Origin of the sequence: Pasteurella pantherarum (assembly GCF_049670885.1) — a bacterium.
Taxonomy (GTDB): Bacteria; Pseudomonadota; Gammaproteobacteria; order Enterobacterales; family Pasteurellaceae; genus Pasteurella.
In genome coordinates, this window is the sequence record NZ_CP187173.1 from 758191 (window position 1) to 784438 (window position 26248).

Here is a 26248-nt window from a genome sequence, read left to right on the forward strand (position 1 = left end):
ACATGATGAAGCACTTAACGCTTATTTAGAATTATGGAAAGTCTTGCCTGAACCTAAACAGAAACAGCCAGAACAAATTTCTAATTGGCTTATAAATTGTATATTTAATAATTACTTTGATAGAGGGGATTTTTTAGAAGCTAACAAATGGGCTGAAAAAGCTCTCAATAATGACACAGCTGAAACCGGAGCCTACGAATATTTTCAAATGGGGCGAGTTTGTTATGAACTAGAAGAATATGATGAAGCTATGAAATATTTCGATATCGCTTATCAACGAGGGAAAAAACGTGCTTTCAAAGAGTTTGATAAAAAATATTGGGAATTCTATGCTAAAAATAAAAAATGATTTATGTTGCTACTTGTTTTTAATGATCCACTGAATTCCTTTTTAATATCAAAAAATAGCCTTTTCTCTTTAACTTTTCATATCACAAATACAAAATTTTATGAAAACTGACCGCTTTTTGTGAACAATGCGTTCTTTTAGCAATAAGTAAAATCCCACCGATTTTTTGCACTTTTTGAATAACCCCACCTTCCAAAGGATTGAGCAAGCATAATATTTCCCTTTACCTCGTCCAACGTATTACTCAAGGTATCAATGCTGTCTCCTCGCACTACTTATACAGCTAGGGATTATGGTGTGGAGGATGATACTCCGAACTGGGTAGAAAAATGTGTTAATCAAGCGATTAGGCAAGCTGAAATTAAACCTAATAAAACCCTTTAAATTAAGTAAGAAACCTCAAACAACTACATTTCAAAAAGCGTTTGAGTAACAATTAAAAGATCAGTAAGATACGATATAACAATATTTCGGTGAAAAAATGGTTAACAAATCGAAAGGCATTTAAGAATAGAGATAAAGTGAGCTATAGTAAAAAGGCGAAAAGATCTAAGGATACATATAAGACTCCGGAATTCTCTAAAAGGGCAATCTGTTTTATATAGCCCAGATAATATAGCTGCTGGGAAATACAAATAGTATTTGAAGATTTACCTGAAAATGCAATGATGAATATTAAATTATTATAGGAGAATAAAATGAATCCATGAATGAGTTTATTAGTCGAAATATTGATACTTATATTAAAATAGCAGATGTGCCAGAATATATCATTAATAAATAGCAATCTCTTTTCCCTGAAGAATTTGATTTTATTTTTGAATATATTGATATACTTCTAGAGCCGACTATAGCTTGGGGGGTTACTGCATTAGGCGGTCGTAAATCAATCAATAACCTTAAAGTTGTTGATTACAAGGCTTACATTCATCTTATTGGGCAAGCTGTGGGGAAATTTATTGATTTGAGCGATTAATACAAGCGATCAAATTTCCCCATTGATTTTTAATGAAACGAAATACAGAATATCTAAGTTAAACTCTAAAACCAATATGGTTCTCAAAGGTGGATACGTAATATGGGGAAAGTAAGATGATGTTATATGAAATTATTAAAAATATAAATCATTATAATATTGAAGATACGATCTATTCAGAAGAACCTTGGAATATCTACTCACAAAGCATAGTTATCAATGAAGATGAATATTGTGATCAGGGATATTCTGCTAAAAAATATTTCCTAGAAGTTTTTCTAGTAAAAGAATTATTAGATGATTTACCGAGTGAATCATCCTTGGAAGAAAAATGCAATAGAATAATTTATTATGCAATTAATGATTGTTAGGAGTGTTAAATCATTTCAATGTCACAGTGTTTAAATGGCTAGCAATTTACTGTGCATAGAAATATGAATGTCATTATAATAAATAAAGCAAATTAAACAAGTGGTTACTTCCTGTTTATTTTTTAAGTTGTAAAATATTTTTCGATAATAACCTCTTTTTTCATTTTTTAAAAACTTTTTTAAAACCTACCGCACTTATAGAAAAATCATAAAGGATTATAGAAATGAAAGAGTTCAAAGAAGGAAGCGTATTCTTTATTCCAGATATAGAATATGCTAGAAAAAAATTTAGCTTTAATAAGAAATATAGATTAGGGAAATTAATTTACATATCACGATATTTTAAGAATATGATAGGTTTTTTACCCTCAAAAGATGTGTTTGAAAGTGCTCCAGATGATATTTCCGAAGTAGAGTTTTTAGACTATGTCATTTATACTGGAAACAGCGAACTAAAAAATGGGAACTGGGAAATTATTGGACATCATAATATTTTAGAAAAAGAGATTTTGTTAACAAAACGACGAGTAGGGAATGTAATTATGATTAGAGATGAGCAAATTAGAATTTGCACAGAAGATGATTATACGAAATATGAAAATCAAGGAATAGCAGGATTAGGTGCTGTGCATTATCTATTAATGAATCTTTAATTTTGTTTCATTGCTAAAACTTTTTTAAAACCTACCGCACTTAACCCTATTATTCGTAAGCTTCGCTAAGAGCAAACCAAGTTATGTGATATCTCCCTGTTTGGGATGGCGAAATATCGTTCTGTGTATTATCGATATATAAGAAGAACACCTAGCAAAAATAGTGGAACTGGTTGCCACATATGGGCTAGATTTCCGGAAGTCTGAAACTGAAAAATTCAAAGAGCTATGAACTTGAATACCTTTCTCTTAACCGTGCCGAAGTTGCAAAAATCAGAGGTATCTACTGCCATTAGAATAACAGGAGTTAAAATGACTATCATGACAGGAAAGGAAGTTACAACTTTTATCTCCAAATTACAAGAAATAGGAAATATTGAAAACCCTAGTGAACGATTACAAAGTTTCATTGAATCTTGGGAAAAGTTACCAGAACCCAAATTTAATCAACCTGAACAAATTGCAGAATTAATTATATATTGCATATTTGAAGAACTGATGGATTTTGCAGCTTATAGAAAAGCTAAATTATGGGCTGAAAAAGGGATGCTTACAGGCAGGGCTAAAAGTCCCTATTCTTCATATGAATATTTTCAATTAGGGAGAGTTTGCTATGAACTGAAAGAGTACGATGAAGCTATGAAATATTTCGATATAGCTTATCAACGAGGAAAAAAACGCGCTTTCCAAGGATTTGATAAAAAATATTGGGAATTCTATTCTAAAAATAAAAAATAATGTATGTTGCCACTTGTTTTTAACAAATTATTTAATTTTTTCTAATATCAATAATTAATCTCTCACTACAGAATCCATTGAGTTATATTTACTATTTTGGTTTATCTGTTTGTCCAGCACTAGATAAAAATTATAACATATTGTGGTTCAAGCTATTGCAGATAATAAGTAAAGCTATTTTAGCTAAAATCTGAAGAGTAGCGGTTGCTATAAACATTTAAGGGATCTTAATTCTGGATTATATGTCTCTAGAGGTTTGTTGTGTGTTATCGGATATCTATTATATGAGGTTGATATAACGTTTAAGTAGAGAGGTTTTAAATGCGAGAAATATGTAATAAAAATTATTTCAAAAAAGATTTTGGTGAAATATTGAATTATCAAGATATTGTATTTAGAGAGGTCATTTTTGATAATTGTACAGTAGGATTAGACAATAACATAAATAATTTAAATGAAATTTCAGGTATTCGGTTTAATGATTGCAGCTTTATTTTTTGCACATTTGGATCTGCTATTTTCAATAATGTTCTTTTTAATAATATAAAATTCCAAGATTATGGGATATTTTGGAGTCCGTTTCTTAACAAAGTCACTTTTGAAGGGAAAATAAGTTCATTTAGAATAAATTCCAATGGTTTTATGTTAGATAAAAATCCTGAACTAAATAATAATCTAAATCAGCTTAGGGCTAATTTTTACAAAAATATTGAATGGGCATTAGATATCTCAAAGGCTAAGCTATCTAGTTTTGATTATAGTGGCATACCTTCGCATCTATTTATTAGGGATCCAGATACTCAATTTGTAGTAAAAAAAGAAAAATTTAATTCTTTAGATTTATTAGATAAGCGTTTTAAAGATAAATTTGATGCCGTCATGATATATCTTGAAGATTTTTTGAACAGCAATGAAAATGATAAAGTCATCACGGTACCATTAGCAAGACCCAAAAAATACAAACAACCCATATTAGAAGGTTTACAAGAATTGAGAAGATTGGGATTTGCAGAAAAAGAGTAATGGAAGAAGGTTCGAAATGCCCCCTCATTTGTAATACATAATTTCTTTCTAATCTCAACAATCAGCCATTTCCTCTTTTAACGGGATAAATTTAAGAAAATGGGTGTATCATTTGAAGATGATACGAGATGGAAAAGAGCAACAGATTAAGTGAGTTGTATGGATAATTTAGAGAATTTTGCTCCTCGTACATCAACATCCTCAGTATCATACAAAGCCCACTAGCCCCACTAAAAATTGATTTGGTTATCTCAAAATACAAAATCAGTAGATCTATATTTAAATGCAGTAAGAGGCTGGGATGGAGATAGATTACCAAACAGAAGTTTAGATCTAACACTTTAATATATCAGGAGAAAGTATGGATTTTCGATTATCTATTTGGGTTGGTCGAAACATATCCCAAGAATATTCTGATAGTGTATTTAAATTAAATAATCAAACAAAAGAATATAACGCTTCAAAATTTATAATTGATTTTAATCTTGATAAAGAGAATTATTTTTTTGATGAGCGGCATGTAATAATTCTTCATTAAGAAGATAATTCAATTAAGAAGATGATGGAAAAAATATCTAATTTTTCGAAAATGAAGAGCTGGAAAGCGAAATAAAAATCGCTTTGAAAAACAAGAATATCGATGACATAAATTATTTTATTGCAATTCCTGATTTCTATTATTCAGGGAAAATAAATATAGCAAATGACATATGCTTTCTAGGTAACTTTACCTACTTTAAAGATATGAACTATCTAAAAAATATCTATCTTAAGTTAAGATCTCAGAAGTACCCATTGGTAGATTACTTTAGAAAAATTACTCAAATGGCGGAAAACTTATCCAGATAGATATTGACTACCTTTAAAATAATAGCAGGAGAAGAACAATGTTACTCACACATGAACAAATTAAAAGTATTGTTAAAAAAATAGAGTCTGCAAATCAGCTTAGTATAGATGGAAAAAAAGAAGAAAGCTTGCAAGAGTATCTCAATATTTGGAATTCTATTCCCGAGCCTAAACAAAATCAACCAGAACAAATTTCTAATTGGTTAATTGATTGTATATATGAAGAGTTTTTTGATAAAGGTGATTTTCTTTCAGCAAAAGAATGGGGATTAAAAGGGTTAAATAATGACACTGCTAAATATGACTCATTTGAATATATTCAAATGGGTCGAGTTTGTTATGAACTAGAAGAATATGATGAAGCTATGAAATATTTCTCCATTGCTTATGAGCGAGGAAAAAAACGCGCTTTCCAAGGATTTGATAAAAAATATTGGGAATTCTACTCTAAAAATAAAAAATAATGTATGTTGCCACTTTTTTTACGAACGGCTGAATTTGTTTTTTTAATATCAATAACAGGTACTCATTTCCTCTTTCACTTTTAAACACTACAAAAGTTTGATTATGCCTGATCGCTTGTTTTCTTTGTTTTCTTTCCAAAACGTTTTCAAAACTCACCGCACTTTTGGCTATGTTATTTGTCTTTCTGTGAATGTGGATTTTTTTCGGGGGCGGGTGGTGTTGATGTTTGCCAATAGGTGGCAAATTTGGGTTTACCATATTTGGTAAAGCCTCGATATTTATAACGGATTTTGCTGCCGATTTTAGGTGGATTGAGGCGATCGGCGAGAGTAAAGCCCGAACCAATTTTAAATTGTCCGTGTTGATTTTCGCAGGTTAAGGCACCGAAATGTTGTTCAAATTGCCCTTTGCCTTGATGATGGGCGATGACTCGACATTCATCATGACCTGTACTTTTTAATTTTAAAATTTGCTGGCTGCGTTTACGTTCGTAAGGGGCATGAGGATTGCGTAATATAATGCCTTCACCTTGCTGTTGTTCAACGTGTTTGAGAAATTGTGCGATATGGGCTTTATTTTGGATCGGGATTTGTTCGATGATCTGAATATAAGGCGTTGGGTTTTTCGCTAAATAGGCTTTTAATGTGGCTAAACGCTCGAATAAATTGCCTTTTGCATCGGGGACATCGAAGACATGGAGTTTGAGCTGATGCCAACCTTTGTCTTGTTGTGAGCGAACAATGGAAGAAATGTTTTCAAATTGATTACGCTGGCTAAACAATTCACCGTCAATAGCAAAAGGGGGAAAATGGGCAATAAAATACTGGGGTGGTGTGAGGATAAATCCTTGTCGGCTATAAAGGGTTTTACCGTCCCAATAACCTCGTATGCCATCTAGCTTTTCGCTCATAACCCAGCCTTCAATATGTTGATTTTTGTAGGATTCGACCAACATTAATTCAGGGGATTTGGCCCAAAGGGGATGAAGAAATAAGCTCATTAAAATAAAGATAATAAAACGCATAGGCTTCCTTGGTAGATTTTTTCTTTTAGGGTAAAACAATCTTACTTCTTGCCAAGTTTTTTGATGATGTTTTGCGAGGTGGATCGCAAGATTTTCTGGGCGTTTCACGATGGGGTTAAATGAGTTAAGGGAAAATCGAATTGGGAGTGGGGTATGTTTGGATAAAACCTATTTAAAACATACCGCACTTTGGTTCCATTTAGCTTCAATTTTCCCTTTCGCTAAGGCGTAGGGCATACTATTTGCCCTGAAGGGGGGATGGGGCGGTTATTTTACCAGTTCATAGCAAGGGATATAATCCGTTCCATCGGGTAATTTCATGCGGTGCTGTACAATAAAATCTTCTAGTACATGATCAATTTCTTGCAGTAAATCCACATCACCATGTAGTTTAAAGACACCTTGTGCTTCAATGAGATCTTGGGTTTCGGGTTTAATATTGCCCGCCACAATGCCTGAAAAAGCACGGCGTAAATTGGCGATCAAGGATAGGGTGGATTGATCACGATGCAGATCTAAATTCGCCATATTTTCATGGGTTGGTCGAAAAGGTTGTTGAAAATCAACAGGAATTTTTAAAGACCAATTAAAGCCATAAGAATCGCCACTTTGATAGCGAGCCGCTTTGACTTTATGCATGGTTTGGCTCATTTTGCGGGCGACTTTCACAGGATCATCAATAATAATCTCATATAAGCGTTGAGTTTCTTGCCCTAAGGTTTTACCGATAAAACGATCAATGGTGGCAAAATAATCTGCACTTTCTTTAGGTCCTGTCAGAATAACAGGCAAAGGGTGATCTTGATTTTCTTGTACTAATTTGATGCCCAAAATATACAACAATTCTTCAAAGGTTCCTGGCCCACCTGGGAAGATGATAATGCCGTGCCCTAGACGGACAAAGGCTTCAAGGCGTTTTTCAATATCTGGCATGATAATGAGTTCATTGACAATCGGATTTGGGGGTTCAGAGGCAATAATGGAAGGCTCTGTAATGCCGATAAAACGGCTTTTTTCATAACGTTGGCTGGCATGTCCAATTGCCGCCCCTTTCATTGGGGCTTCCATGACACCTGGTCCACAGCCTGTAATAATATTGAGTTCACGATAGCCAAGCTCCGTCCCCACGGCACGACAATATTGGTATTCGACTTGGTTAATGGAATGTCCGCCCCAACAGACGATCAGATTCGGGTCTATGCCAACAGGCAGGGCTTTGGCATTGCGTAAAATTGCAAACACAAAATTGGTAATATGTCGGCTATCTTGGATATTGCTTGGATTAATGCGTTGGTTGAGGACGTTAACAAATAAAATATCTCGCAATACTGCAAATAAATGGTATTGAATATTGCGGATAATGCGGTCATCAACAAATGCCCCTTCGGGTGGATTATGCAATTCCAATGACACACCACGTTCGCGAGCCACAAGATGAATATCAAAATCTGGGTAACGGTTGAGCAAGGCACGGCTATCATCAGTGACAGCACCTGAATTTAACACTGCCAGTGAAGAGTTTCGATATAAGGTATAAAGATCACTTTTGGCTTTTTTGGTGAGCAATTCCACTTCTAAGTGTGAAAGCTGATCCATGCTACCACGAGGGTTGACATAGTAGATATTTTTGGTCATCACAACCTCCTATTGACGTGCTAAACGCTGATTGCTTGGAATCGGTTCAAAATTTGAACGAAACGGATTAATGTCCAAGCCTCCACGTCGAGTATAACGGGCATAAACGGTGAGCTTTTCTGGGTGTGCAAAACGCATTAAATCACAAAAAATACGTTCAACACATTGTTCATGAAATTCATTATGCTGACGGAAAGAGATGAGGTAACGCAGCAATTTTTCACGATCAATTTGTTCACCAACATAATGGATTTGTACACTTCCCCAATCGGGTTGTTGGGTGATGAGGCAGTTAGATTTGAGTAAATGGCTCACTAAACATTCTTCTACCACATTGCCCTTGGTGCACTGGGTTAAAATTTCTGCATCAAATGCATAATGATTGATTTCAATATCTTGCTCATCAATACAAATGCCAGCAAAGTCGGCAATTTGTGTCCCTTGGAATTGAGACAGCGTATGTAATTTTACGTTCACTTGACCTTTTGCACAGTCAGCTAAATCATCACACAAAATACGTTCCACTTGGGCGAAACTGTCAAATTTGGTTTGGTTAAAGCTGTTTAAATATAATTTAAAACTTTTGGATTCAATCAGGTTTTGGCTACGGAAATCAATTTCCACATCCGCAATAGCCACTTGAGGTACGCCCTTCGGGTTTAACCAAGAAATTTCGTAAGCGGTCCAAATATCGGCACCTTGATTAAAAGGTTGCTGTTGGGTAATGCCTAACCCATCACGATTTAATTGACGAGGAACAGCTTGGAGCAAAGTGCGGTCATAATTTGACGCATATTGTGTTTTTTGCCCAAGTTTGAGTGAGGTTAAACGCTCATCTTGATCATACATATTCTTATTTCCTTTTGTATTCTGTTTTTTATTCATCCGAGTTAAAAAAGGGGATTGCGAGAAAATGGCATGAAAACGTTTTATTGCCAATGCCAAGATAAATTAGAAATGAGGCGACAATCATCACATTTAAATGAGAATAAGTCAAAAAGTGGCGTATCTAATGCCCATGCTTTGCCACAATGCGGGCAACAACGTTGCTGTTCCGCTTCCAGACTTTCACCCCCCACACGGTATAAATAGTAATAGGTTGGAATGCCCGTTTGTTGTTCAATCTCTTGGGCTAAATAGCGGCCATGTTTACTCAGTGAGCTGTCAATAGTGGAAATTTCTGCCAGTGCTTGTTGTTCTAGCCCAGCACCATTCATTTGTAATTGATCACAAGCTTGCCAATTTTCTTGCCATTTAATGATATCCATGCTCAAGTGCGGGATATTTTTCAATTGTTTATAAAGGGGAATGGGCGAGAAATCCTCTCCACTATGCAAGGGTGAGCAAGATTGCACATAAGTGGTGTAAAGCACTTGCCAGCTAGGTTTTTCATTTTCGCAACTCACGTCAGAATTGAGATCATCGGCAATGATCTGAAAACTGTCTAAAAACAGACCGCACTTTTCCGCATCGGCAAGGGCTTTGGTGACATTTTGATTTTGATATTCTGGCAATAAACTGTGTTGTTCAGGGCAAACAACACGCACGCCAAAACCTTGTACATTTTCTTGTTCGGCAAAATACAAGGGAATTTCTCGACCAAGAATTTGCCCGTTGTAACGCCATTGCTCAATAATTTGATTAAGCCAATAAGTCGGTTGTTGCGTGTTTTCGGTGGGGAGATAACGAAAAAAGGTTTCAATGAGGTACATAACAATCTTTTCAAGAGGTGTAAATGTTTGAGATTGTACCATAATTATCGGGTAGAAATGCCTTGTGAGAGTAGCATAATTTATCGCATTGCCCTAAAATAGCCCTTCATTTTTGAAAGGGGAAGTTTATGTATCAACAAACTAAATTGCATTTGCAACAACTTCAAGCGGTTATGGTGGAACTGAATGTGTGGCAAGTGACTGCACCTGCAGAAAGTGCTTTTTTGAGCCAAGAGCCTTTTGCTTTGGATACCATGTCGCCAACAGAATGGTTGCAGTGGATTTTTATTCCACGTATGTATGCGTTAATTGAAAACGAGGCACCGTTGCCTACACAAATTTCCATTACGCCTTATTTAGAAGAAGCACTCAAAGAGATGGACGGCTTGCCACAATTATTGCATCCGATCAGCAAAATTGAGCAACTGTTGCAAAAGTAGCCGCATGACATTAGAGATTTTATATCAAGATGACTATTTGATTGCGGTAAATAAACCCGCAGGCATGTTAGTGCATCGCAGTTGGTTAGATCCCCATGAAACACAATTTGTGATGCAGACCTTGCGTGATCAAATTGGACAATATGTTTATCCCATCCATCGCTTAGATCGCCCCACCTCTGGAGTGTTGTTGTTTGCTTTAAATAGTGAAGTGGCGAATTTATTGTGCTTACAATTTGAAAATAAACAGGTGGAAAAAAGCTATTTGGCGGTGGTGCGTGGTTATTTAACTGGGCAGGCACGGATTGATTACCCCCTGAAAGTGAAATTGGATAAAGTGGCGGATAAATTTGCTCAAGAAGACAAAGCTGCACAAGAGGCTGTGTCTGATTATATTGGCTTGCAAACCGTGGAAATGCCTTATGCCGTTAAAAAATACCCCACGACCCGTTATTCCTTAGTGCGTTTAATCCCACATACGGGGCGTAAACACCAACTTCGCCGTCATATGAAACATATTTTTCACCCTATTTTAGGCGACACCCAATATGGCGATTTACATCAAAATCGGGCGTTAAGTGAACACACAGGTGTACAACGGCTGATGTTGCATGCCGAACGTTTACGTTTCATTCACCCCATTACACAACAGCCTTTAGTGCTTTGGGCGGGGGTAGATCAAAGCTGGTTGCAGTTATTGCAACATTTTAATTGGACACTACCTTCTGAAAATGCGGTCTTAAATCCACCGTGTTGTTAAATCCATAGTGCTTTTGGAGAAAAATAGTGGGTGATGAGAAGAAAAGTACGAAAAGTGCGGTAGGTTTTAAACAAATTTATTAGGAAACAGCAGATGTTAGAAAATGTATTAGTGAATTTAACCCATGAACAGCAACAAAAAGCGGTAGAGCAAATTCAGCAATTAATGGCTCAAGGTGTGGGAAGTGGTGAAGCAATCGCTCAAGTTGCACAAAGGTTAAGAGAGGAATATTCTCAAGAAAAAGAGAAAAAGTAAATTCCCAATCACAAATTTTTTAGCTAAAAGGTGAAAGCGGAATAGGATAAAAAAAATTTTGTGATCTTGGTTTGATTTTAAACAATTTCTATTTGCCAAAAAGCAAAATTTGTTTGAATATTTAGACACTCTCGGGTGGTAAGGCAATTTCGTCTTATTAAAATAAAATTCATCAATTAAGGTCATTCGACCATTAGAGGTTCTTAAGTATGGAAGTCGGTGTAGTTAAATGGTTCAATAACGCGAAAGGATTTGGATTTATTTCTGCAGAAGGAAGCGACGCAGATATTTTTGCACATTACTCAGTGATTGAAATGGAAGGTTATCGTTCCCTTAAAGCTGGGCAAAAAGTGCAGTTTGAGGTTGTTCATGGGGATAAAGGTTCTCATGCAACGAAAATTATTCCGATTGTTGAATAATTATTTGTTTGATTAAACAGTCATCTAAAAAGACAAGATTTCCTTGTCTTTTATTGTTTTTGGCGGAAGGAAAAATCCTTTTTACTGAGAAGGTTACGCTTGGCAGTTCAGGCTAAGGATAACGGATAGCCGATTATTTTAATAAATCTTTTAACCCTTTTTTCATGGTGGACATTTGGTGCTCAAATTGTGCCTTGCTTTCTCGTTCGTCGATCATATAGGAAATGGTTTCGGAAAGGGTCATTTTCATTTTTAAGGAATAGCGAGAAAGGCGTTGCCATACCGCATATTCAAGATCAATGGATTTTTTCTTGGTGGATTGCTTTTCAGCATTAAAAAAGCGTTTTCGTCTAGCACGAATTGCTTGATCTAGCTTAATCACTAAGTTAGGCGAAAGATGTTGTTTAATCCATGCCTCAATTTCTGTTGGTTGATGTTGTTTTTCAATCAGTTGCAGAGCGATGGTTTCACGCAAACTTTTTTCTTCGTAACGGGTAATATTTTCACCTTCACGATGTTTTTTGATGAGATATAGCCATTTCCAGTGGGCTTCTTGGTTTTCAAGTTTTTGATATTTCATAATACTCGTTCGAACCTATTCAGTTACGTGGTAACTGGGCTAATATACGCTGTTTTGGGCTTTTTTTCTAGTCTATTTTTACTATTCCATGAAATATGCGATAATGCTCAATTCCTTAAAAACAACCAAGAGAATCGCTGTGAGTTTATCCCCTTTAGTTGAAAAAAGCCTGTCATGGCAAGCCTTACGCCCTACGTTACAATTGACGGAAATGCCTACTGACACCTTAAACGATTTTTTTGCCTTGCAACCTCGAGCAAGCACGGCAATTTGTCAATTTTTACACAACCCTCATCGTGATTTATTGGTGTTGAAAGCTGATGAGCAAGGGGAGTATGCCGATCTCTTGACTCAATTTATTCGCCAAAAACAGCCTGAGAAATTCACTTTAGCGGGGGTAAATTATGTGATTGAGCAAGGGGATTCTTTCTCATTTCCAAAGGTTTATACTCAACCTGCTCAGTCGTTTGAGGATAATTTTGCCAATAAACAGCCCGTCGCCAGTGCATTATATTTTGATCATTTCCAATTATTGGGGGCGATGCGTGTGCACCCAAGTTCACAAGAAATTCAATTACGTGCAGGATTGGTGCATCAATTGAATCAAGGCGTGTTGATTTTAAGTGTTGCCAGCTTTATTTCACAATTTGATTTATGGTTACGTTTAAAACAAATTTTACTCACCAAAACATTTAATTGGTATTCAGCTCATCCTTTCAAAGATTTACCTTGCGATATTCCAAGCTATCCACTTTCGTTGAAAGTCATTTTATTAGGCAGTCGAGAAGAATTAGCCATGTTTTCGGAACTAGAGCCTGATCTTTATGATCTTGCAGATTATTCTGAAATGGAAAGCTACACCGCATTAACAAGCCTAGGGCAGCAACAAAAATGGGCACAATATGTACAAGGCTTGGCTGTTTCGCAAGGTTTACCGCAAGTCGATTTAGCTGCATTAAATAAATTGTATCAATTATTGGTGAGAGAAAGTGAAGATCGTTGTTTTGTATCGGTTTCTCCACTTAAATTAAAAACCATGTTGGCTGGGGCTGCAGTGGTTTCTGGCAAATCGGCACAAGAGTGTTTAAGTGCGGGGGATTTTGAAGCCTTTTTACAACAACAAACGGAGCAGCAAGGCTTTTTGCAGCAACAAACCTATGCAGATATTTTGCATGAACAAGTTTATGTGGCAACGGAAGGGGAGATTGTTGGGCAAATCAACGGGTTATCAGTGATTGAGTACCCAGGAACCCCCATGTCTTTCGGTGAGCCGTCTCGCATTAGTTGTGTGGTGAAATTTGGCGATGGTGAAGTGATTGATGTTGAGCGTAAAAATGAACTGGCGGGGAATATTCACGGCAAAGGCATGATGATTGCTGAATCCTGTTTAGCTAATTTATTGGCGTTTCCCTCTCAATTGCCGTTTTCAGCCTCTTTAGTGTTTGAACAATCTTATGGTGAAATTGATGGCGATAGTGCGTCATTAGCGAGCTTTTGTGTGTTAACCAGTGCATTGGCTGATGTTCCGTTACCGCAATCTATTGCCATTACAGGGACAATTGATCAATTCGGTTTAGTGCATTCTGTGGGCGGTGTGAATGCGAAAATTGAGGGTTTTTTCAGTATCTGTGCAAGCCGTGGTTTAACTGGTCAACAAGGGGTGATCATTCCAAGCACGGTGATTCATCAATTAAGTTTAAGTGAGGTGGTGGTCAGTGCGGTAGAAAAAGGCGAATTTTTTATTTTTCCAGTGGAAGATGTACATCAAGCCTGTGAGATTTTATTCCAACGTCCATTATTGGAAAATGAAAACGACATCAGCAATCCTCTTCAAGCATCTCAAGCCTTATCTCGTTTGATTACTTATCGTATTGAACAACGTTCAGAGCCTCAATTGTCTAAAGGTGGGTGGTTTGAATGGGTGTTCCGTCGTAAATAACTGCTCCGATAAGTTTAGCGTACAAGTGTTAGCTATTTTATTATGACAGGAAGTCTGTTAGAATCTTACCAAGCAGATTTTGCTTGTATATCCCTAAATCTTGGAGGATTTAAAATAATGAACAGTTGTACACCAAATAAAAAAAGTAGCTACAGCTACGAAGACTTACTTGCATCGGGCCGTGGTGAATTATTTGGCGAAGACGGGCCTCAGCTTCCCGCTCCAACCATGTTGATGATGGATCGCATTGTTGAAATGAACGAAACAGGTGGCTTGTTTGAAAAAGGTTATATTGAGGCGGAACTTGATATTAAACCTGAACTTCCTTTTTTTGCGTGCCATTTTATTGGCGATCCTGTGATGCCAGGTTGCTTAGGTTTAGATGCTATGTGGCAATTAGTCGGTTTTTACTTAGGTTGGATTGGGGGCAAAGGCAAAGGCCGTGCATTAGGTGTTGGCGAAGTCAAATTTACAGGGCAAATTCTACCTACTGCTAAAAAAGTGGTATACCGCATTCATATGAAACGTGTTATTAATCGTAAATTAGTGATGGGGATGGCAGACGGTGAAGTGGAAGTGGATGGTCGAGTCATTTATACCGCAACAGATTTAAAAGTGGGATTATTCCAAGATACTACGGCATTTTAGACGACAGCATTTTAGTTGACATACTTGTATCAAAACATTTTTAAAACAGACCGCACTTTTGTGATCAAAACAAATACCCGCCATGTAGCGGGTGTTTTATTTTTATTCTAGTTCATCGACAATATCCATAAAGCTGGCATTTAATAGCTTTGCTAAATCTTGTGGTGCGAGTTCCACGCTTAATCCTCGTTTTCCCCCTGAAACAAAAATATGTTCAAAGTGTTGTGCTGATTCTGCAATCACGGTTTTTACACTCTTTTTCTGACCTAATGGGCTGATACCACCGATCAAATAACCCGTACTTTTTTGTGCAATTTCTTTGTCTGCCATATCCACTTTTTTTACGCCTAAGGCTTTTGCGGCTTTTTTCAAATTCAGCATATTTGCAGTGGGAAGGACAAAACAGGCTAATTTCTTTTGATCGCCATTTTGTGCGACCAATAAGGTTTTAAAGGATTGTTTCGGATCAATACCCAATTTTTCAGCCGCTTCATCACCAAAGTGAGTATTGTTTGGATCATGTTCATAGGTGTGTAATGTGAATGGAATTTTATGCTTTTTCAGCAAATCAATTGCGGGTGTCATTGTCTTTTCTTATTCTTCCAGTAAAATGAGTCCACCATTTTACAGCGGAGAGAAAAATGAACGCAACCTTAAATGTTGCCATTGCAGCAGAATTTGAATTAAGTGAGAAAATTGCAGAAGCCTTAGCACAAAGTGCGTTGGAGATTGATCAATTATCTATTGTTGAAATCTATCCATTTAGTGAAGAACAGGCTATTCGCTTTAATAATAAAAGTGTAGCACAGTACAAACCTGAAGAAATGGTCTGGTCAGAATGGCATTATTTATTTTTTGCAGGGGATATTCAACAAGTGCCACATATTGCCAACGCCGCAGAAGCGGGGTGTATTATTATTGATATGAAAGGGGTTTGTTCCGCATTAAATGATGTCCCTGTCGTGGTGCCTGGTGTGAATGATGCACAGCTGATTGAATTGAGACAACGTAACATTGTGTCACTTCCTGATCCGCAAGTTACCCAATTAGCGTTGGCTATTCAGGCGTTTTTAGAAAATAACAGTTTAGGTTCTGTGATGGTCAGTTCTTTATTGCCCGCTTCTTATGTTAGTGGTGAAACCGTTGGGCAATTAGCTGGTCAGACTGCACAGTTATTAAATGGTATTCCCTTAGATGACGATCAACAACGTTTAGCTTTTGACGTCTTTCCATTAAGCATAAATCCGTTACAAAACCAAATTCAGAAAATTTATCCACAACTTGACCAAGTGGTGTTTCATCACATTCAGGTACCCGTTTTTTATGGGTTAGGACAAATGGTAAGCCTCATCAGCGATTATGAATTAGATGCACAGGCGGCGTTAACGGCTTGGCAAAGCCATGACCAGATCACTTATCATGCAGAAAAAATGATGACGCCTGTCACCAACGGCGAAACAGAAAGCCATGAGGAACGAGTGCAACTGCACCTTAGTGGATTGCGTACCATCGACAATGGGGTGCAATTTTGGAGTGTGGCAGATGAACAACGCTTTAATTTGGCATTAATGAGTGTGAAATTGGCGGAATTAGTGTATCAACAAGGTTATTAATATTTTTTAAAATAGACCGCACTTTGGCGGAAGAAAGGCATGATTTAGGGCGAATCCTTGATTCGCCCTTTTTGATCTTATGGCGTTGAGTTATTTTTCTTTTAAATAACCTAGCCATTCTTTTAACAGCAGCATATTTTTATTAATCACCCCAGCTTGTGGAATAAAATGCCACATTCCAATGCTATACACTTCGGGCGTTTCGCCTGAGCCCACACTGGCGGGTAACACCTCAAATCCTTGACGTTCAAATAATAAGGTGGCACGTTTCATATGCCATTGATTGGTGACTAAAATAATTTTATGAATGCCTTCTTTTTTCAGAATCTCTGCACTGTATTGTGCATTTTCTTTGGTATTTCGGGCTTTAGGTTCTAACCACTGGGTTGGAACGTGAAAGAAATCCCGTAATTCCATGGCGGCGACTTCCGCTTCAGACAACGGTGCCCCTGAACTGCCTGAGATCAGCAGGGGTAAATGGGTTTGTTTTTGTAAATAGGCGGCATATCTTACCCGTTCTAAAGGAATGGCATTTACCGCCAGCTTGGCATATAGCTCTTTGCTATCTCGAATGCCACCCCCCAATAGCACAATGGCTTGGGCTTGCTGATAATCCGCTAAGGTTAAATTATCTTCCGTGACGAGGCTGTCTTCCAATTTCTGTGCCATATAAGGAATACTGGATAAATAGAGAATGAAAAAGCCAAGCACGGCACAGCACCGACTGAGTTTTTTGTAGTGAAAAAATGAGAAAAGAAAGGCAAAAAACCAAAGGAGGATCACATTAAAGGGGGGTAAAAGGATTACCGTAATCAGTTTTGTGAGTGCGAACATAATGCATTTAAAAAAAGAATTAAAGGTGGAATATTATTCATGATCTTTTTTCACTTGTCTATTTTTAAAAAAGGATTGCTGTTAGAATGGCAAGCTAATTTCATCCTGCTCGTTTGAGAGATCGTGTAAAACAAATGAAAGTCATTAAAGACAGTGCAATTTATCTAGTTAGTGAATTGCTTTCTAAGGTGGTTCCTTTTCTACTTTTGCCTTATTTATCCCGTAAATTAGGGGCAGAAGGTTTTGGTGAATTATCTTATTTCCAGACCTATTTATCCCTATTTTTGATCATCGTAGGCTTAAGCCAAGAAGGGGCTATTGCGCGTTATTTTTATTTTTATGGCAAACGCTCACTCAATTTAGTGGTCTCGACAGGTTACGCTTACACCTTGTTTGTCGGTGGGATTATTTTAGTCTTTTGTGCGATTTTCCGTTCAGAAATCATGGCGTATTTAGCCATTTCCGCCATTTTCCAATCTTTTTTAAATGTACAGCTCAGTGTACGACAATGCCAAAAACAAGCGATGGCGTATTCGGTGATCCAGTTTTTGTTATCGACGGTTTCCACGGTGCTCACTGTCATATTGCTGGAATGTTATGACACAGAATTAGTGGAAAAGCGGATTTTGGCGATCTTGTTGGGGCATGTTATTGCTTTTGTTATTGCCTATCTTTTATATAGCCGCAAAACCAAAATTAAGTGTTTTCGGTTTTCCCAATATAAAAGTGCTTTATGGTATTTATGTGGGTTTGGTTTCCCCTTGATTTTTCATAATGTAAGCCTCTTTTTGCGTGGACAATTGGATCGTATTTTTATTTACCATCAGTTTAGCGAGGCGGATTTAGGCTTGTATGCGATGGGGGCTCAAATGGCAGCCATTTTGATGATTGCGATTCAAGCCATTAACCGTGCGACAGTGCCTTATTTTTTTGAAGCCTTTAAACAGAAAAAAATGCTGGTGGGCGATATTCATAAATGGGCAGGATTCAGTTTGTTGCTTGTTCCTATTCCTGCTTTGGTCATGTGGGCGATTCCTGAATCGGTTGTGGTATGGTTATTGGGCGATCAATTTATCGGCACAAAATACTACATTATCCTCTTTTTGATTGCGACGACATTGGCGATTCCTTATCTCATTTTGGTCAATTACCTGTTTTATTATGGAAAAAATAAACTTATTTCTATTTGTTCTGTCTTATCCACGGTGATTTATGCCATAAGTTTAGTGTTATTGATGTTGACACGAATTGAATATGTTCCTTATGCGAGCATTATTGGGGCGGTGATGATTCTGCCCGTGCTGTATATTATGACTGCGAAAGTAGGAAAAACTGTATGAATTTAATCATTTGCTGCACGCCGTTGCAGGTGCTGATTGCAGAAAAAGTGATGGCACAATATCCTCATGAAGCCTTTTATGGGGTGATGTTAGCCACGGTGAGCAATAAGAAATTTGATTATTATGGGCAGCGTTTAGCGAAACAATGTACGCATTTTTTTCGCATGACCCAGCATAATGATCGCTTTAATCTGTTAAAAGAAATTGTGTATTTAAAAGCCAAGTTTTGTGGGCAGTCTTTTGATCGTGTTTTTCTCGCCAATATTAACGATTTACAAATTCAATTTTTGCTCAGTGCCGTCAAGTTTAACCAATTAAATACCTTTGATGATGGCACCATTAATATTGTCAAAAACAGCTTATTTTTACAAAATGAACAACCCAATCTCACGCGAAAGCTGATCAATGTGTTGTTAGGTAATCAATACAGCATTCAAAAATTAAGATCTTTATCGACAACGCATTACAGCATTTATCCAGGGTTTAACAATATTATTGAGAATGTACAATATATCAATTTCGTCCCAGCCAGCGAGGCTTGTGCATTGGACGGGGAATATATTCCACTGTTATTAGGGCAGCCCGTATTTTTTGATGATGAAAAAAATATTGCATTAGCCAATCGTGTGATTGCCCAGTTTAATATTCAATATTATTTACCGCATCCTCGGGAAAAATACCGTTTGGACAAGGTGGACTATATTGAAACCGAATTGATTTTTGAAGACTATATTCTGCAACAATGCCAACATCGTAAATACCGTGTATATACCTATTTCAGTAGTGCAATCTTAAATATTATGCATAAAAGCCCCAATATTGACGTGGTGGCATTAAAAATTGATACCGGTAATCCTGCTTTTGATGCTTGTTATGAGCTATTCGATGAAGTGGGGGTACAGGTCATAGATATAAGAGAATGAAATGAAAAAATTTTTAATTTCCTTAGATAAAGATCAGGCACGTCGAGCATTATTTTTTCGCCAAGCCGATACGCAGGATTTCGAGGTGTTTTCTGCCATTAATACCATGCAGGAAACGCCCGAAAAACTGACCGCACTTTTTGACTTTCAGCGATTTCAACAACGTTATGCACGTGAGGTGAGCAAAGGGGAAATTGGTTGTACCTTGAGTCATCTTGGTGTGTATCAAAAAATAGTGATGGATTCAGCAATCGCTGAGCAAGCGTATTGTTTGGTCTGTGAAGACGATGTGTTGTTTTGTGCGGATTTTCAGCAGAATCTCACCGCACTTTTACAGCAAAACATTCAAGCGGATATGATTTTGGTTGGTCAATCCAAAATTGCGACATTTAATGATCCCGAATTAGAAAGAAATTATCCCACCACCTTTTCTTTTTGCTGTAAACCGGTGGCAAAGACAGGGTTTCGCTATGCCTATCCTTACCGATCTTATTTTGCAGGAACGGTGGCATATTTAATCAAAAAATCTGCGGCACAACGTTTTCTTACGCAACTTGAACAGGCATCCCCTTATTGGTTAGCCGATGATTTTCTGTTATTTGAACAACAATTTAAACTGGATATTTTGATCGTTCGTCCGTTAATGGCGATTGAAAATCCTGCCTTAATGAGCAATTTGGAAGGCTTGCGAGGTTCAATAGCCCATCCTTTATGGAAAAAGTGGTTGAAGTATCCGCTAAAAAAATTGCTTGCCATTCAACGAAATTTAGGAAAGTAACATGTCAGCCCTTTTTAACCTCTTTTATTTATATGATCCTTGGTTAATGCATTTTTTCCGCATGGCATTTTTTGTGGGTGTACTTGCGATGTTGGCATTAGCGTATCGCACCTATCGCATTCGACAATCCTATGTGTTGAAAGGGGAGAGTGCACAACCCCTTCCCCATGCATGGCAAGGTATCATGGTGCCTGTTGACAGTCTGGTGGTGTTAGTCATGTTGATTGGGATAAGTGCTATCCCGATGTTATTTCATGGCACGGGGGAATGGGGCGTGATCAAAATGTATGTGAAAAGCCTGATTTTATTTGTGTTTGGGATCGGTTTATACAATCTGTTTTATCATCATTCAGCAGGAAAATACCAATGTGTGCGTGATTTAAATATTGGTATTGTTGTTCAAGCCGTGATTGGGTTGTTTGCCTTAGCGGGCGTGTCTTACTTTATTGAATTGGGGTTATTGAGCCATATTGAATTACCCCGTTTTTATGGTTCCGAACAAGAATATCGCTTATATAATCTGACGTCTTCTGCCTTCTTCCAATTAAGCATTTTTTATTTGTTTTTATTACACTTTTTATTAGCCTACCATAAGCAAGGCAAAGGCATGTCGCCAATTATTTTATTCTTCTTGCTTTGTATTGGGGTGATCTCAGGGCGAACCTTTTTTATGTTGTCGCTGTTCAGTTTAGTGCTGTATTTTAAGTGGCGTTATTTACCTGCGTTATTGCTTTTTGCGGCAATTGTTCTCTTTTTAGCCTTGCAATTTGCTGATCATAAATATGTTGCTCATGCGTTTGAGCCTGTCATTAATTTACTGTCTCATCATGATGTTACACGTTTAAGTTCCTCATCGGATAATTTAGTCCGCAATCATTTATTTCTTCCTACCATACAGCAAATGATTTTTGGGGAAGGCGATTATTTCACGCCTGACGGGAAATATTATGGTGCGACAGATTCGGGTTTTCTTCGCCAAATTTTATATGGTGGCGTGGGCTATTTGTTGGTGTGTTTTGCCTTTACCGCCTATTTTGTTAAACGGGTGGCCGATAATTGGTTTGGTGGCAGTTGGGTATTTATTTTGTCCACCCTGTTTATTTTCAGTGTGTTGAATATTAAAGCCGATACGTATGCCTTTCCAGGCATCATGTTTGTGATGATCATGTTTTTATCTTTATTTGGCGAAAAAGGTAAGCAACGTAACCTGTTGATGATGAAGGAGACACAACATGTTTAGCATTATTGTGCCTTCTTATAATCGCCAAGCGGAAATTCCTGCGTTGTTAGATAGCCTGACAATGCAAAGCCAATATCATTTTGAAGTGATTATTGTGGATGATTGCTCTGAGCCTGCTGTGGAGATTCGTCAGGATTATCCTTTTGTTTATCAGGTGATCCGAAATCAACAAAATTTAGGTGCGGCAGCCAGCCGTAATGTTGGTGCAAAGGCGGCGAAACAACCATGGCTTTTGTTTTTAGATGATGATGATCGGTTTGTGCCAGAAAAATGTGCTTATTTAGCCCAGCAAATTCGCCAATACCCAGACATCAATTTTATTTATCATCCAGCAAAATGCATTATGGTGAATGAAGGGTTTAGTTATGTCACCCAGCCGTTTTCGGATCCGCATGCACTCACGCTAGAAAACCTCTTATTGGCAAATAAAATTGGCGGAATGCCGATGATTGGCATTAAAAAAGAGCTGTTTTTACAAGTGGGAGGGCTTTCAACGGATTTACGGGCATTGGAAGATTACGAATTTTTGCTCAAACTGTTTTCCCATGCAGAAGTAAAGCCCCATTATGTGGATAAGGCATTGAGCATTTGTACTTTTCATACTCATCGTAAGAGTGTGTCAACCCATACCCAATATACGGAAAAGGCAATAGCGGAAATTAAGCAGCGTTATGTGAAAACCCCTCACCAAGCTCGCCAATTTGAACAAAATGCCCTTTATATGTTGGCGTATCCACATATCATGAATTTATCCCGTAAAGCGGCGTATTATTATTTTGCTTTATTTCGAAAAACAAGGTCATTTAAGCATTTGATCATTAGTTTGGTGGTGTTACTTTCACCGAAATTGGCGATTCATCTAAAAAGGTTTGCATAATGAAATTTTCCGTTTTGATGTCCTTATATTATAAAGAAAACCCTTTGTTTTTAACGGAATGTTTGCAAAGTCTGCAAGCACAAACGTTGCCAGCCGATGAAATTGTGCTGGTGTTTGATGGCCCTGTCACCCCTGAATTAGAAACAGTGGTGCAACAATTTGACCACCAATTACCCATTAAAACGGTGAAGTTGCCACAAAATCGTGGCTTAGGGAAAGCCTTAAACGAAGGGTTGTTACATTGCAGCCATGATTGGGTGTTTCGCATGGATACGGATGATATTTGTCTCCCCACCCGTTTTGAACAGCAAGTCCATTTTATTGAGCAACAACCTGACGTGGTGATTGTCGGGGGACAAATTGCTGAATTTGGGCAATCCGTTGATGATATTGTAAGTTATCGCCATGTGCCGACCACTACTGCCGAGATTGTGAAATTTACGCAAAAACGTTGCCCATTTAACCACATGACGGTCGCCTATCAAAAACAAGCCGTGTTGGCTTGTGGTGGATATGAAGATCTACAAGAAGATTATTATTTGTGGATTAAATTGGTCGCAAGTGGTAAAAAAGTGGCGAATTTGTCGTCCGTTTTAGTCTATGCCCGAGTGGGAAATGGCATGGTGGGCCGCCGTCGTGGTCTGGAACAAGCAAAAGCAGAGTGGCGTTTATTTAAATTGAAATACCGTCTAAAATTGCAAGGGCTAATCGGGGGCGTGTTCACTTTTTTATTGCGGGCATTGCCTCGTTTATTGCCCACCTCATTATTAAAGATCATTTATCAATTTTTAAGAAAGTAGGAAAGCTATCGTGTTAATCAAGTCCCTCTTTAAAGCCAGCAGCACCGTTTTGGCTTGTCTGGTTTTCGCGGGTTGTTCAAACCAACCTAGCCTCACCCCGTTATCTCATGATGCTCAATATGGCAAGTCGAGAGATGTGGAACATTTTGATGACTATGTGGATTTTTTAAAAGGGAAAGCCAAAGGGGCTGGCGTGTCGGACGCAGTCCTTTCAGAGCAAAAGCAGATTCAGTATATTCAAAAAGCGGTGGATTTAGATCGTCAACAAGCGGGCAAAGTGCGTTCTAAAGATCCGAATCAACCTATTCGCTTAAATCCCAATGGCACCACCAATTACCTCAATCGTGTGCTGACACAACGGAAAGTGGACGTGGCAGAAAAACGTTATTGGGAACAGCAAACGGCGTTAGAAAAAGCCAGTCAGCGTTTTGGGGTGCCTAAAGAATATCTGTTGGCGTTATGGGGGATGGAAAGCAGTTTTGGTTATTATCAAGGCAGTTATGATGTACTTTCCGTGCTGGCTACGTTAGCCTTTGAAGGACGTCGAGAAACGCTGTTTAGCCAAGAATTTGTTTCTGCAATGAAAATGCTTGATCGCAAAGATATTTCACGGCAAAGAATGCTTGGTTCTTGGGCGGGAGCAATGGGACAAACGCAATTTATGCCAAGCTCTTACTTACGTTATGCCACAGACGGTAACCAAGATGGCGAAAAAGATATTTGGAAAAATCATGATGATGTGTTTGCCTCCATCGCCCGTTATTTAAGCAGTGTGGGTTGGAACAAGGATTTACCTTGGGGCGTGGAAGTGGTGCTCACACAACCTTTGGATTTGGCCCTTGCGGGGATTGAAAAAGAAAAACAACGTTCGTTATCCGATTGGCAAAAAATGGGCATTATGCTGAAATTCCCTTCCACTGAAAATCAGCAAAAATGGACCGCACTTTCTGCCACAGGGCTATGGCTTGTGCGACCTGATCGTGAGGTGGGGCGAGCCTTTTTAGTGTCAAATAATTACCGCACCTTGCTAGATTGGAATCGATCCCATTATTTTGCTATCAGTATTGGGATGTTTGCGGATCGAATTAAGCAACAAGTGGGCTTGTAAAGCGTGAAAGTGCGGTCGTTTTAAAAACAGAGTTAAAATACACCGCACTTTTTATTTGTGTGCTTTTTCTCCGTATGTTTTTTTGTCTGGGGGCTTGTGAGCGTGGAAGACAGAAAAACAATGCATCACAAGCATTCTTTTGCTAGAATCCTCTGGAAAAACACCTTTCTTTTTTATCTGTTTTTCATCACGTCTTAATTTATTTTTTTACAATAACCTTGGACAAAATCATGGAAAACCACTCTTTTCTAAATCGATTTTTTAAATTAACTGAGAAAAAAACCTCAATAAAAACTGAAATTATTGCGGGCATTACCACCTTTTTCACCATGGTGTATATTGTGTTTGTCAACCCTTCCATTTTGGGCGATGCAGGCATGGATAAACAAGTGGTCTTTGCCACCACTTGTTTAATTGCTGCTTTGGGTACCATTGCCATGGGGTTATTCAGTAACCTGCCGATTGCTTTAGCACCTGCCATGGGCTTAAATGCCTTTTTTGCCTATGTGGTGGTGGGGAAATTAGGCTATTCATGGCAAATTGGTATGGGAAGCATTTTCTGGGGATCTATCGGCTTGCTGATTTTAACCTTGTTTCAAGTGCGTTATTGGCTGATGGCATCCATTCCACAAGGGTTGCGTGTTGGCATTGGGGCAGGGATTGGTTTGTTTATTGCCCTGATCGGGTTTAAAAACATGGGGCTTGTGGTCGCCAACCCTGTCACTTTGGTGGCGTTAGGCGAATTACATGATCCTAAAGTGTTATTAGGCATACTAGGCTTTTTTATTATTGTGGTTCTTGCGGCGAGAAAGATTTATTCTGGTGTGCTTATTTCCATTGCCATTGTTACAGGCTTAGCGTTTTTAATTGATCCTAATGTGACGTTTAATGGGGTGCTTTCGCTGCCACCTTCTTTAACCACCGTCGTCGGGCAAGTGGATATTGTTGGTGCTTTAGACACCGCACTATTAGGCATTATTTTTTCCTTCTTGCTTGTTAATTTATTTGACTCATCAGGCACCTTATTGGGCGTGACGGATAAAGCTGGCTTCAGTGATGAACATGGTCGTTTCCCGAAAATGAAACAAGCACTTTATGTGGACAGTGTGAGTGCTGTAGCGGGCTCCTATATGGGGACCTCAGCAATCAGTACCTACATTGAAAGTGGTGCAGGCGTCTCTGTGGGCGGACGTACAGGCTTAACGGCTGTGGTGGTTGGGATTTTATTCCTTTTCACCATTTTCTTCTCGCCACTTGCCAGTGTCGTGCCAGCTTATGCCACCGCTGGGGCATTGGTGTATGTGGGGATTTTAATGGCATCCAGTTTGATTCGTGTCAAATGGGACGATCTCACTGAAGCGACACCTGCTTTTATTACCGCTGCCATGATGCCATTTACCTATTCCATCACAGAAGGCATAGCCTTTGGTTTCATTAGCTATTGCATCATGAAAGGCTTTACTGGACGTATTAAAGAGGTCAATGCCCCTGTGTGGGTCGTGTCATTCCTTTTCATCGCAAAATTTATTTGGGTAGGCTAATATGCAAAAAATTCTGTTTATTATTCATGCAGCACCTTATGGTAACGAAGCGTTTTTCAGTGCCTTACGTTTAGCATTGCAATTACAAGATCAGCATAAAAGTGCGGTAGATTTAAAATTATTTTTAATGTCAGATGCGGTAACAGGGGGCTTAGCCAAGCAACAGCCTGCCGAAGGTTATCATTTACAACAAGCCTTAGAAATTTTAACTGCACAAGGGGCAACGGTGAAGTTGTGTAAGACTTGTACCAATGCACGGGGTGTCACTGCGTTACCTCTCGCCGAAGGGGTGGAAATTGGCACCTTATCAGAATTAGCGGATTGGACCGTTGAAGCCGATAAAGTGTTAAACTTTTAA

30 protein-coding genes are annotated in these 26248 nt (G+C 38.2%); 23 read left to right on the forward strand and 7 right to left on the reverse strand.

Going from position 1 to position 26248, the window contains the following annotated elements; translation table 11 throughout:
• Window positions 1-43: 43 nt before the first annotated feature.
• From ACPEEM_RS03630 to ACPEEM_RS03660, 7 genes are all read left to right on the forward strand, one after another.
• Window positions 44-349 carry a hypothetical protein gene (locus ACPEEM_RS03630; protein WP_424407786.1) on the forward strand — a complete coding sequence of 102 codons (306 nt, stop codon included), beginning with the start codon at window positions 44-46 and terminating at the stop codon, window positions 347-349.
• A 1092-nt stretch (window positions 350-1441) separates the two neighbouring features.
• Window positions 1442-1696, forward strand: coding sequence for a hypothetical protein (locus ACPEEM_RS03635; RefSeq protein ID WP_424403122.1), 255 nt, complete (start codon window positions 1442-1444; stop codon window positions 1694-1696).
• A gap of 224 nt (window positions 1697-1920) precedes the next feature.
• The gene (locus tag ACPEEM_RS03640; protein ID WP_424407788.1) at window positions 1921-2349 is read left to right on the forward strand and encodes a hypothetical protein; all 429 of its coding nucleotides are present in this window, start codon (window positions 1921-1923) and stop codon (window positions 2347-2349) included.
• 312 nt (window positions 2350-2661) lie between these two features.
• Window positions 2662-3087, forward strand: a complete 426-nt coding sequence (locus tag ACPEEM_RS03645; protein WP_424407790.1) for a hypothetical protein — start codon at window positions 2662-2664, stop codon at window positions 3085-3087.
• Between the two features lie 321 nt (window positions 3088-3408).
• On the forward strand, window positions 3409-4110 hold the full coding sequence (locus tag ACPEEM_RS03650; protein ID WP_424407792.1) for a hypothetical protein: 702 nt from the start codon (window positions 3409-3411) through the stop codon (window positions 4108-4110).
• Between the two features lie 361 nt (window positions 4111-4471).
• Window positions 4472-4648, forward strand: a complete 177-nt coding sequence (locus tag ACPEEM_RS03655; RefSeq protein ID WP_424407794.1) for a hypothetical protein — start codon at window positions 4472-4474, stop codon at window positions 4646-4648.
• Between the two features lie 349 nt (window positions 4649-4997).
• Window positions 4998-5423 (forward strand): hypothetical protein, encoded by a 426-nt coding sequence (locus tag ACPEEM_RS03660; RefSeq protein ID WP_424407796.1) that lies wholly within the window; start codon window positions 4998-5000, stop codon window positions 5421-5423.
• Window positions 5424-5596: 173 nt separating this feature from the next.
• On the opposite strand, the gene ACPEEM_RS03665 is transcribed toward ACPEEM_RS03660, so the two are convergent.
• The 4 genes from ACPEEM_RS03665 to ACPEEM_RS03680 all read right to left on the reverse strand — a co-directional run bounded on the left by ACPEEM_RS03665 (window position 5597) and on the right by ACPEEM_RS03680 (window position 9795).
• Window positions 5597-6448, reverse strand: coding sequence for a DNA ligase (locus tag ACPEEM_RS03665; protein ID WP_424407798.1), 852 nt, complete (start codon window positions 6446-6448; stop codon window positions 5597-5599).
• 267 nt (window positions 6449-6715) lie between these two features.
• A complete protein-coding gene (gene ppnN / locus ACPEEM_RS03670; RefSeq protein ID WP_424403136.1) occupies window positions 6716-8083 on the reverse strand; it encodes a nucleotide 5'-monophosphate nucleosidase PpnN in 1368 nt (455 codons plus the stop codon).
• A gap of 9 nt (window positions 8084-8092) precedes the next feature.
• Entirely contained in the window at window positions 8093-8932 is an 840-nt protein-coding gene (queF, locus tag ACPEEM_RS03675) for an NADPH-dependent 7-cyano-7-deazaguanine reductase QueF (protein WP_424407800.1), read from the reverse strand.
• Between the two features lie 80 nt (window positions 8933-9012).
• Window positions 9013-9795: a Zn-ribbon-containing protein gene (locus ACPEEM_RS03680; RefSeq protein WP_424405795.1), complete on the reverse strand. Its 783-nt coding sequence runs from the start codon at window positions 9793-9795 to the stop codon at window positions 9013-9015.
• Between the two features lie 128 nt (window positions 9796-9923).
• Here ACPEEM_RS03680 and ACPEEM_RS03685 point away from each other — a divergent pair, with 128 nt between their 5' ends.
• The 4 genes from ACPEEM_RS03685 (at window position 9924) to cspD (ending at window position 11669) form a co-directional block, all read left to right on the forward strand.
• Window positions 9924-10235 carry a YqcC family protein gene (locus ACPEEM_RS03685; protein WP_424405797.1) on the forward strand — a complete coding sequence of 104 codons (312 nt, stop codon included), beginning with the start codon at window positions 9924-9926 and terminating at the stop codon, window positions 10233-10235.
• 4 nt (window positions 10236-10239) lie between these two features.
• Window positions 10240-10995: a tRNA pseudouridine(65) synthase TruC gene (gene truC / locus ACPEEM_RS03690; protein WP_424405799.1), complete on the forward strand. Its 756-nt coding sequence runs from the start codon at window positions 10240-10242 to the stop codon at window positions 10993-10995.
• 93 nt (window positions 10996-11088) lie between these two features.
• Complete coding sequence (locus tag ACPEEM_RS03695) at window positions 11089-11250, forward strand: YoaH family protein (RefSeq protein ID WP_424403146.1); 162 nt, start codon at window positions 11089-11091, stop codon at window positions 11248-11250.
• A gap of 209 nt (window positions 11251-11459) precedes the next feature.
• Entirely contained in the window at window positions 11460-11669 is a 210-nt protein-coding gene (cspD, locus tag ACPEEM_RS03700) for a cold shock domain-containing protein CspD (RefSeq protein ID WP_424403148.1), read from the forward strand.
• A gap of 133 nt (window positions 11670-11802) precedes the next feature.
• Here the strand turns inward: cspD and matP are convergent, their stop codons facing one another.
• A complete protein-coding gene (gene matP / locus ACPEEM_RS03705; protein ID WP_424403150.1) occupies window positions 11803-12249 on the reverse strand; it encodes a macrodomain Ter protein MatP in 447 nt (148 codons plus the stop codon).
• A 139-nt stretch (window positions 12250-12388) separates the two neighbouring features.
• Between matP and ACPEEM_RS03710 the strand changes: the two genes are divergently transcribed.
• Both ACPEEM_RS03710 and fabA read left to right on the forward strand, forming a co-directional pair.
• Window positions 12389-14188 (forward strand): AAA family ATPase, encoded by a 1800-nt coding sequence (locus ACPEEM_RS03710; protein WP_424407802.1) that lies wholly within the window; start codon window positions 12389-12391, stop codon window positions 14186-14188.
• Between the two features lie 117 nt (window positions 14189-14305).
• Window positions 14306-14836 carry a bifunctional 3-hydroxydecanoyl-ACP dehydratase/trans-2-decenoyl-ACP isomerase gene (gene fabA, locus ACPEEM_RS03715; protein WP_424403153.1) on the forward strand — a complete coding sequence of 177 codons (531 nt, stop codon included), beginning with the start codon at window positions 14306-14308 and terminating at the stop codon, window positions 14834-14836.
• A 102-nt stretch (window positions 14837-14938) separates the two neighbouring features.
• Here fabA and ybaK read toward each other — a convergent pair whose 3' ends face one another.
• Complete coding sequence (gene ybaK, locus ACPEEM_RS03720; protein ID WP_424403155.1) at window positions 14939-15421, reverse strand: Cys-tRNA(Pro) deacylase; 483 nt, start codon at window positions 15419-15421, stop codon at window positions 14939-14941.
• A 56-nt stretch (window positions 15422-15477) separates the two neighbouring features.
• Here ybaK and ACPEEM_RS03725 point away from each other — a divergent pair, with 56 nt between their 5' ends.
• Window positions 15478-16449 (forward strand): oxidoreductase, encoded by a 972-nt coding sequence (locus ACPEEM_RS03725; RefSeq protein WP_424403157.1) that lies wholly within the window; start codon window positions 15478-15480, stop codon window positions 16447-16449.
• 90 nt (window positions 16450-16539) lie between these two features.
• Here ACPEEM_RS03725 and ACPEEM_RS03730 read toward each other — a convergent pair whose 3' ends face one another.
• A complete protein-coding gene (locus tag ACPEEM_RS03730) occupies window positions 16540-17283 on the reverse strand; it encodes a YdcF family protein (RefSeq protein WP_424403159.1) in 744 nt (247 codons plus the stop codon).
• A 134-nt stretch (window positions 17284-17417) separates the two neighbouring features.
• On the opposite strand from ACPEEM_RS03730, the gene ACPEEM_RS03735 reads away from it, so the two are divergent.
• The 9 genes from ACPEEM_RS03735 to ACPEEM_RS03775 all read left to right on the forward strand — a co-directional run bounded on the left by ACPEEM_RS03735 (window position 17418) and on the right by ACPEEM_RS03775 (window position 26248).
• A complete protein-coding gene (locus ACPEEM_RS03735) occupies window positions 17418-18623 on the forward strand; it encodes a flippase (RefSeq protein ID WP_424403161.1) in 1206 nt (401 codons plus the stop codon).
• Window positions 18620-19546: a glycosyltransferase family 52 gene (locus tag ACPEEM_RS03740; RefSeq protein ID WP_424407804.1), complete on the forward strand. Its 927-nt coding sequence runs from the start codon at window positions 18620-18622 to the stop codon at window positions 19544-19546. Before ACPEEM_RS03735 ends, ACPEEM_RS03740 begins: the two co-directional genes overlap by 4 nt.
• A 1-nt stretch (window position 19547) precedes the next feature.
• Window positions 19548-20324 carry a glycosyltransferase family 25 protein gene (locus tag ACPEEM_RS03745; protein ID WP_424407806.1) on the forward strand — a complete coding sequence of 259 codons (777 nt, stop codon included), beginning with the start codon at window positions 19548-19550 and terminating at the stop codon, window positions 20322-20324.
• 1 nt (window position 20325) lies between these two features.
• Complete coding sequence (locus tag ACPEEM_RS03750; protein ID WP_424407808.1) at window positions 20326-21564, forward strand: hypothetical protein; 1239 nt, start codon at window positions 20326-20328, stop codon at window positions 21562-21564.
• Window positions 21557-22441, forward strand: coding sequence for a glycosyltransferase family 2 protein (locus ACPEEM_RS03755; protein ID WP_424407810.1), 885 nt, complete (start codon window positions 21557-21559; stop codon window positions 22439-22441). The genes ACPEEM_RS03750 and ACPEEM_RS03755 overlap by 8 nt, the downstream gene beginning before the upstream one ends.
• Complete coding sequence (locus ACPEEM_RS03760; RefSeq protein WP_424403171.1) at window positions 22441-23241, forward strand: glycosyltransferase family 2 protein; 801 nt, start codon at window positions 22441-22443, stop codon at window positions 23239-23241. Before ACPEEM_RS03755 ends, ACPEEM_RS03760 begins: the two co-directional genes overlap by 1 nt.
• 10 nt (window positions 23242-23251) lie before the next feature.
• Window positions 23252-24349: a lytic murein transglycosylase gene (locus ACPEEM_RS03765; RefSeq protein ID WP_424407812.1), complete on the forward strand. Its 1098-nt coding sequence runs from the start codon at window positions 23252-23254 to the stop codon at window positions 24347-24349.
• 230 nt (window positions 24350-24579) lie between these two features.
• Window positions 24580-25890: an NCS2 family permease gene (locus ACPEEM_RS03770; protein WP_424403174.1), complete on the forward strand. Its 1311-nt coding sequence runs from the start codon at window positions 24580-24582 to the stop codon at window positions 25888-25890.
• A gap of 1 nt (window position 25891) precedes the next feature.
• On the forward strand, window positions 25892-26248 hold the full coding sequence (locus ACPEEM_RS03775) for a DsrE/DsrF/TusD sulfur relay family protein (protein WP_424403176.1): 357 nt from the start codon (window positions 25892-25894) through the stop codon (window positions 26246-26248).

Bases quoted from the DNA above. Each gene is read 5' to 3' on its own strand.
- ACPEEM_RS03635 (WP_424403122.1), top strand. From the start codon at position 1,442: ATGATGTTATATGAAATTATTAAAAATATAAATCATTATAATATTGAA.
- ACPEEM_RS03640 (WP_424407788.1), top strand. From the start codon at position 1,921: ATGAAAGAGTTCAAAGAAGGAAGCGTATTCTTTATTCCAGATATAGAA.
- ACPEEM_RS03645 (WP_424407790.1), top strand. From the start codon at position 2,662: ATGACTATCATGACAGGAAAGGAAGTTACAACTTTTATCTCCAAATTA.
- ACPEEM_RS03650 (WP_424407792.1), top strand. From the start codon at position 3,409: ATGCGAGAAATATGTAATAAAAATTATTTCAAAAAAGATTTTGGTGAA.
- ACPEEM_RS03655 (WP_424407794.1), top strand. From the start codon at position 4,472: ATGGATTTTCGATTATCTATTTGGGTTGGTCGAAACATATCCCAAGAA.
- ACPEEM_RS03660 (WP_424407796.1), top strand. From the start codon at position 4,998: ATGTTACTCACACATGAACAAATTAAAAGTATTGTTAAAAAAATAGAG.
- ACPEEM_RS03665 (WP_424407798.1), bottom strand. From the start codon at position 6,448: ATGCGTTTTATTATCTTTATTTTAATGAGCTTATTTCTTCATCCCCTT.
- ppnN (WP_424403136.1), bottom strand. From the start codon at position 8,083: ATGACCAAAAATATCTACTATGTCAACCCTCGTGGTAGCATGGATCAG.
- queF (WP_424407800.1), bottom strand. From the start codon at position 8,932: ATGTATGATCAAGATGAGCGTTTAACCTCACTCAAACTTGGGCAAAAA.
- ACPEEM_RS03680 (WP_424405795.1), bottom strand. From the start codon at position 9,795: ATGTACCTCATTGAAACCTTTTTTCGTTATCTCCCCACCGAAAACACG.
- ACPEEM_RS03685 (WP_424405797.1), top strand. From the start codon at position 9,924: ATGTATCAACAAACTAAATTGCATTTGCAACAACTTCAAGCGGTTATG.
- truC (WP_424405799.1), top strand. From the start codon at position 10,240: ATGACATTAGAGATTTTATATCAAGATGACTATTTGATTGCGGTAAAT.
- ACPEEM_RS03695 (WP_424403146.1), top strand. From the start codon at position 11,089: ATGTTAGAAAATGTATTAGTGAATTTAACCCATGAACAGCAACAAAAA.
- cspD (WP_424403148.1), top strand. From the start codon at position 11,460: ATGGAAGTCGGTGTAGTTAAATGGTTCAATAACGCGAAAGGATTTGGA.
- matP (WP_424403150.1), bottom strand. From the start codon at position 12,249: ATGAAATATCAAAAACTTGAAAACCAAGAAGCCCACTGGAAATGGCTA.
- fabA (WP_424403153.1), top strand. From the start codon at position 14,306: ATGAACAGTTGTACACCAAATAAAAAAAGTAGCTACAGCTACGAAGAC.
- ybaK (WP_424403155.1), bottom strand. From the start codon at position 15,421: ATGACACCCGCAATTGATTTGCTGAAAAAGCATAAAATTCCATTCACA.
- ACPEEM_RS03725 (WP_424403157.1), top strand. From the start codon at position 15,478: ATGAACGCAACCTTAAATGTTGCCATTGCAGCAGAATTTGAATTAAGT.
- ACPEEM_RS03730 (WP_424403159.1), bottom strand. From the start codon at position 17,283: ATGTTCGCACTCACAAAACTGATTACGGTAATCCTTTTACCCCCCTTT.
- ACPEEM_RS03735 (WP_424403161.1), top strand. From the start codon at position 17,418: ATGAAAGTCATTAAAGACAGTGCAATTTATCTAGTTAGTGAATTGCTT.
- ACPEEM_RS03740 (WP_424407804.1), top strand. From the start codon at position 18,620: ATGAATTTAATCATTTGCTGCACGCCGTTGCAGGTGCTGATTGCAGAA.
- ACPEEM_RS03745 (WP_424407806.1), top strand. From the start codon at position 19,548: ATGAAAAAATTTTTAATTTCCTTAGATAAAGATCAGGCACGTCGAGCA.
- ACPEEM_RS03750 (WP_424407808.1), top strand. From the start codon at position 20,326: ATGTCAGCCCTTTTTAACCTCTTTTATTTATATGATCCTTGGTTAATG.
- ACPEEM_RS03755 (WP_424407810.1), top strand. From the start codon at position 21,557: ATGTTTAGCATTATTGTGCCTTCTTATAATCGCCAAGCGGAAATTCCT.
- ACPEEM_RS03760 (WP_424403171.1), top strand. From the start codon at position 22,441: ATGAAATTTTCCGTTTTGATGTCCTTATATTATAAAGAAAACCCTTTG.
- ACPEEM_RS03770 (WP_424403174.1), top strand. From the start codon at position 24,580: ATGGAAAACCACTCTTTTCTAAATCGATTTTTTAAATTAACTGAGAAA.
- ACPEEM_RS03775 (WP_424403176.1), top strand. From the start codon at position 25,892: ATGCAAAAAATTCTGTTTATTATTCATGCAGCACCTTATGGTAACGAA.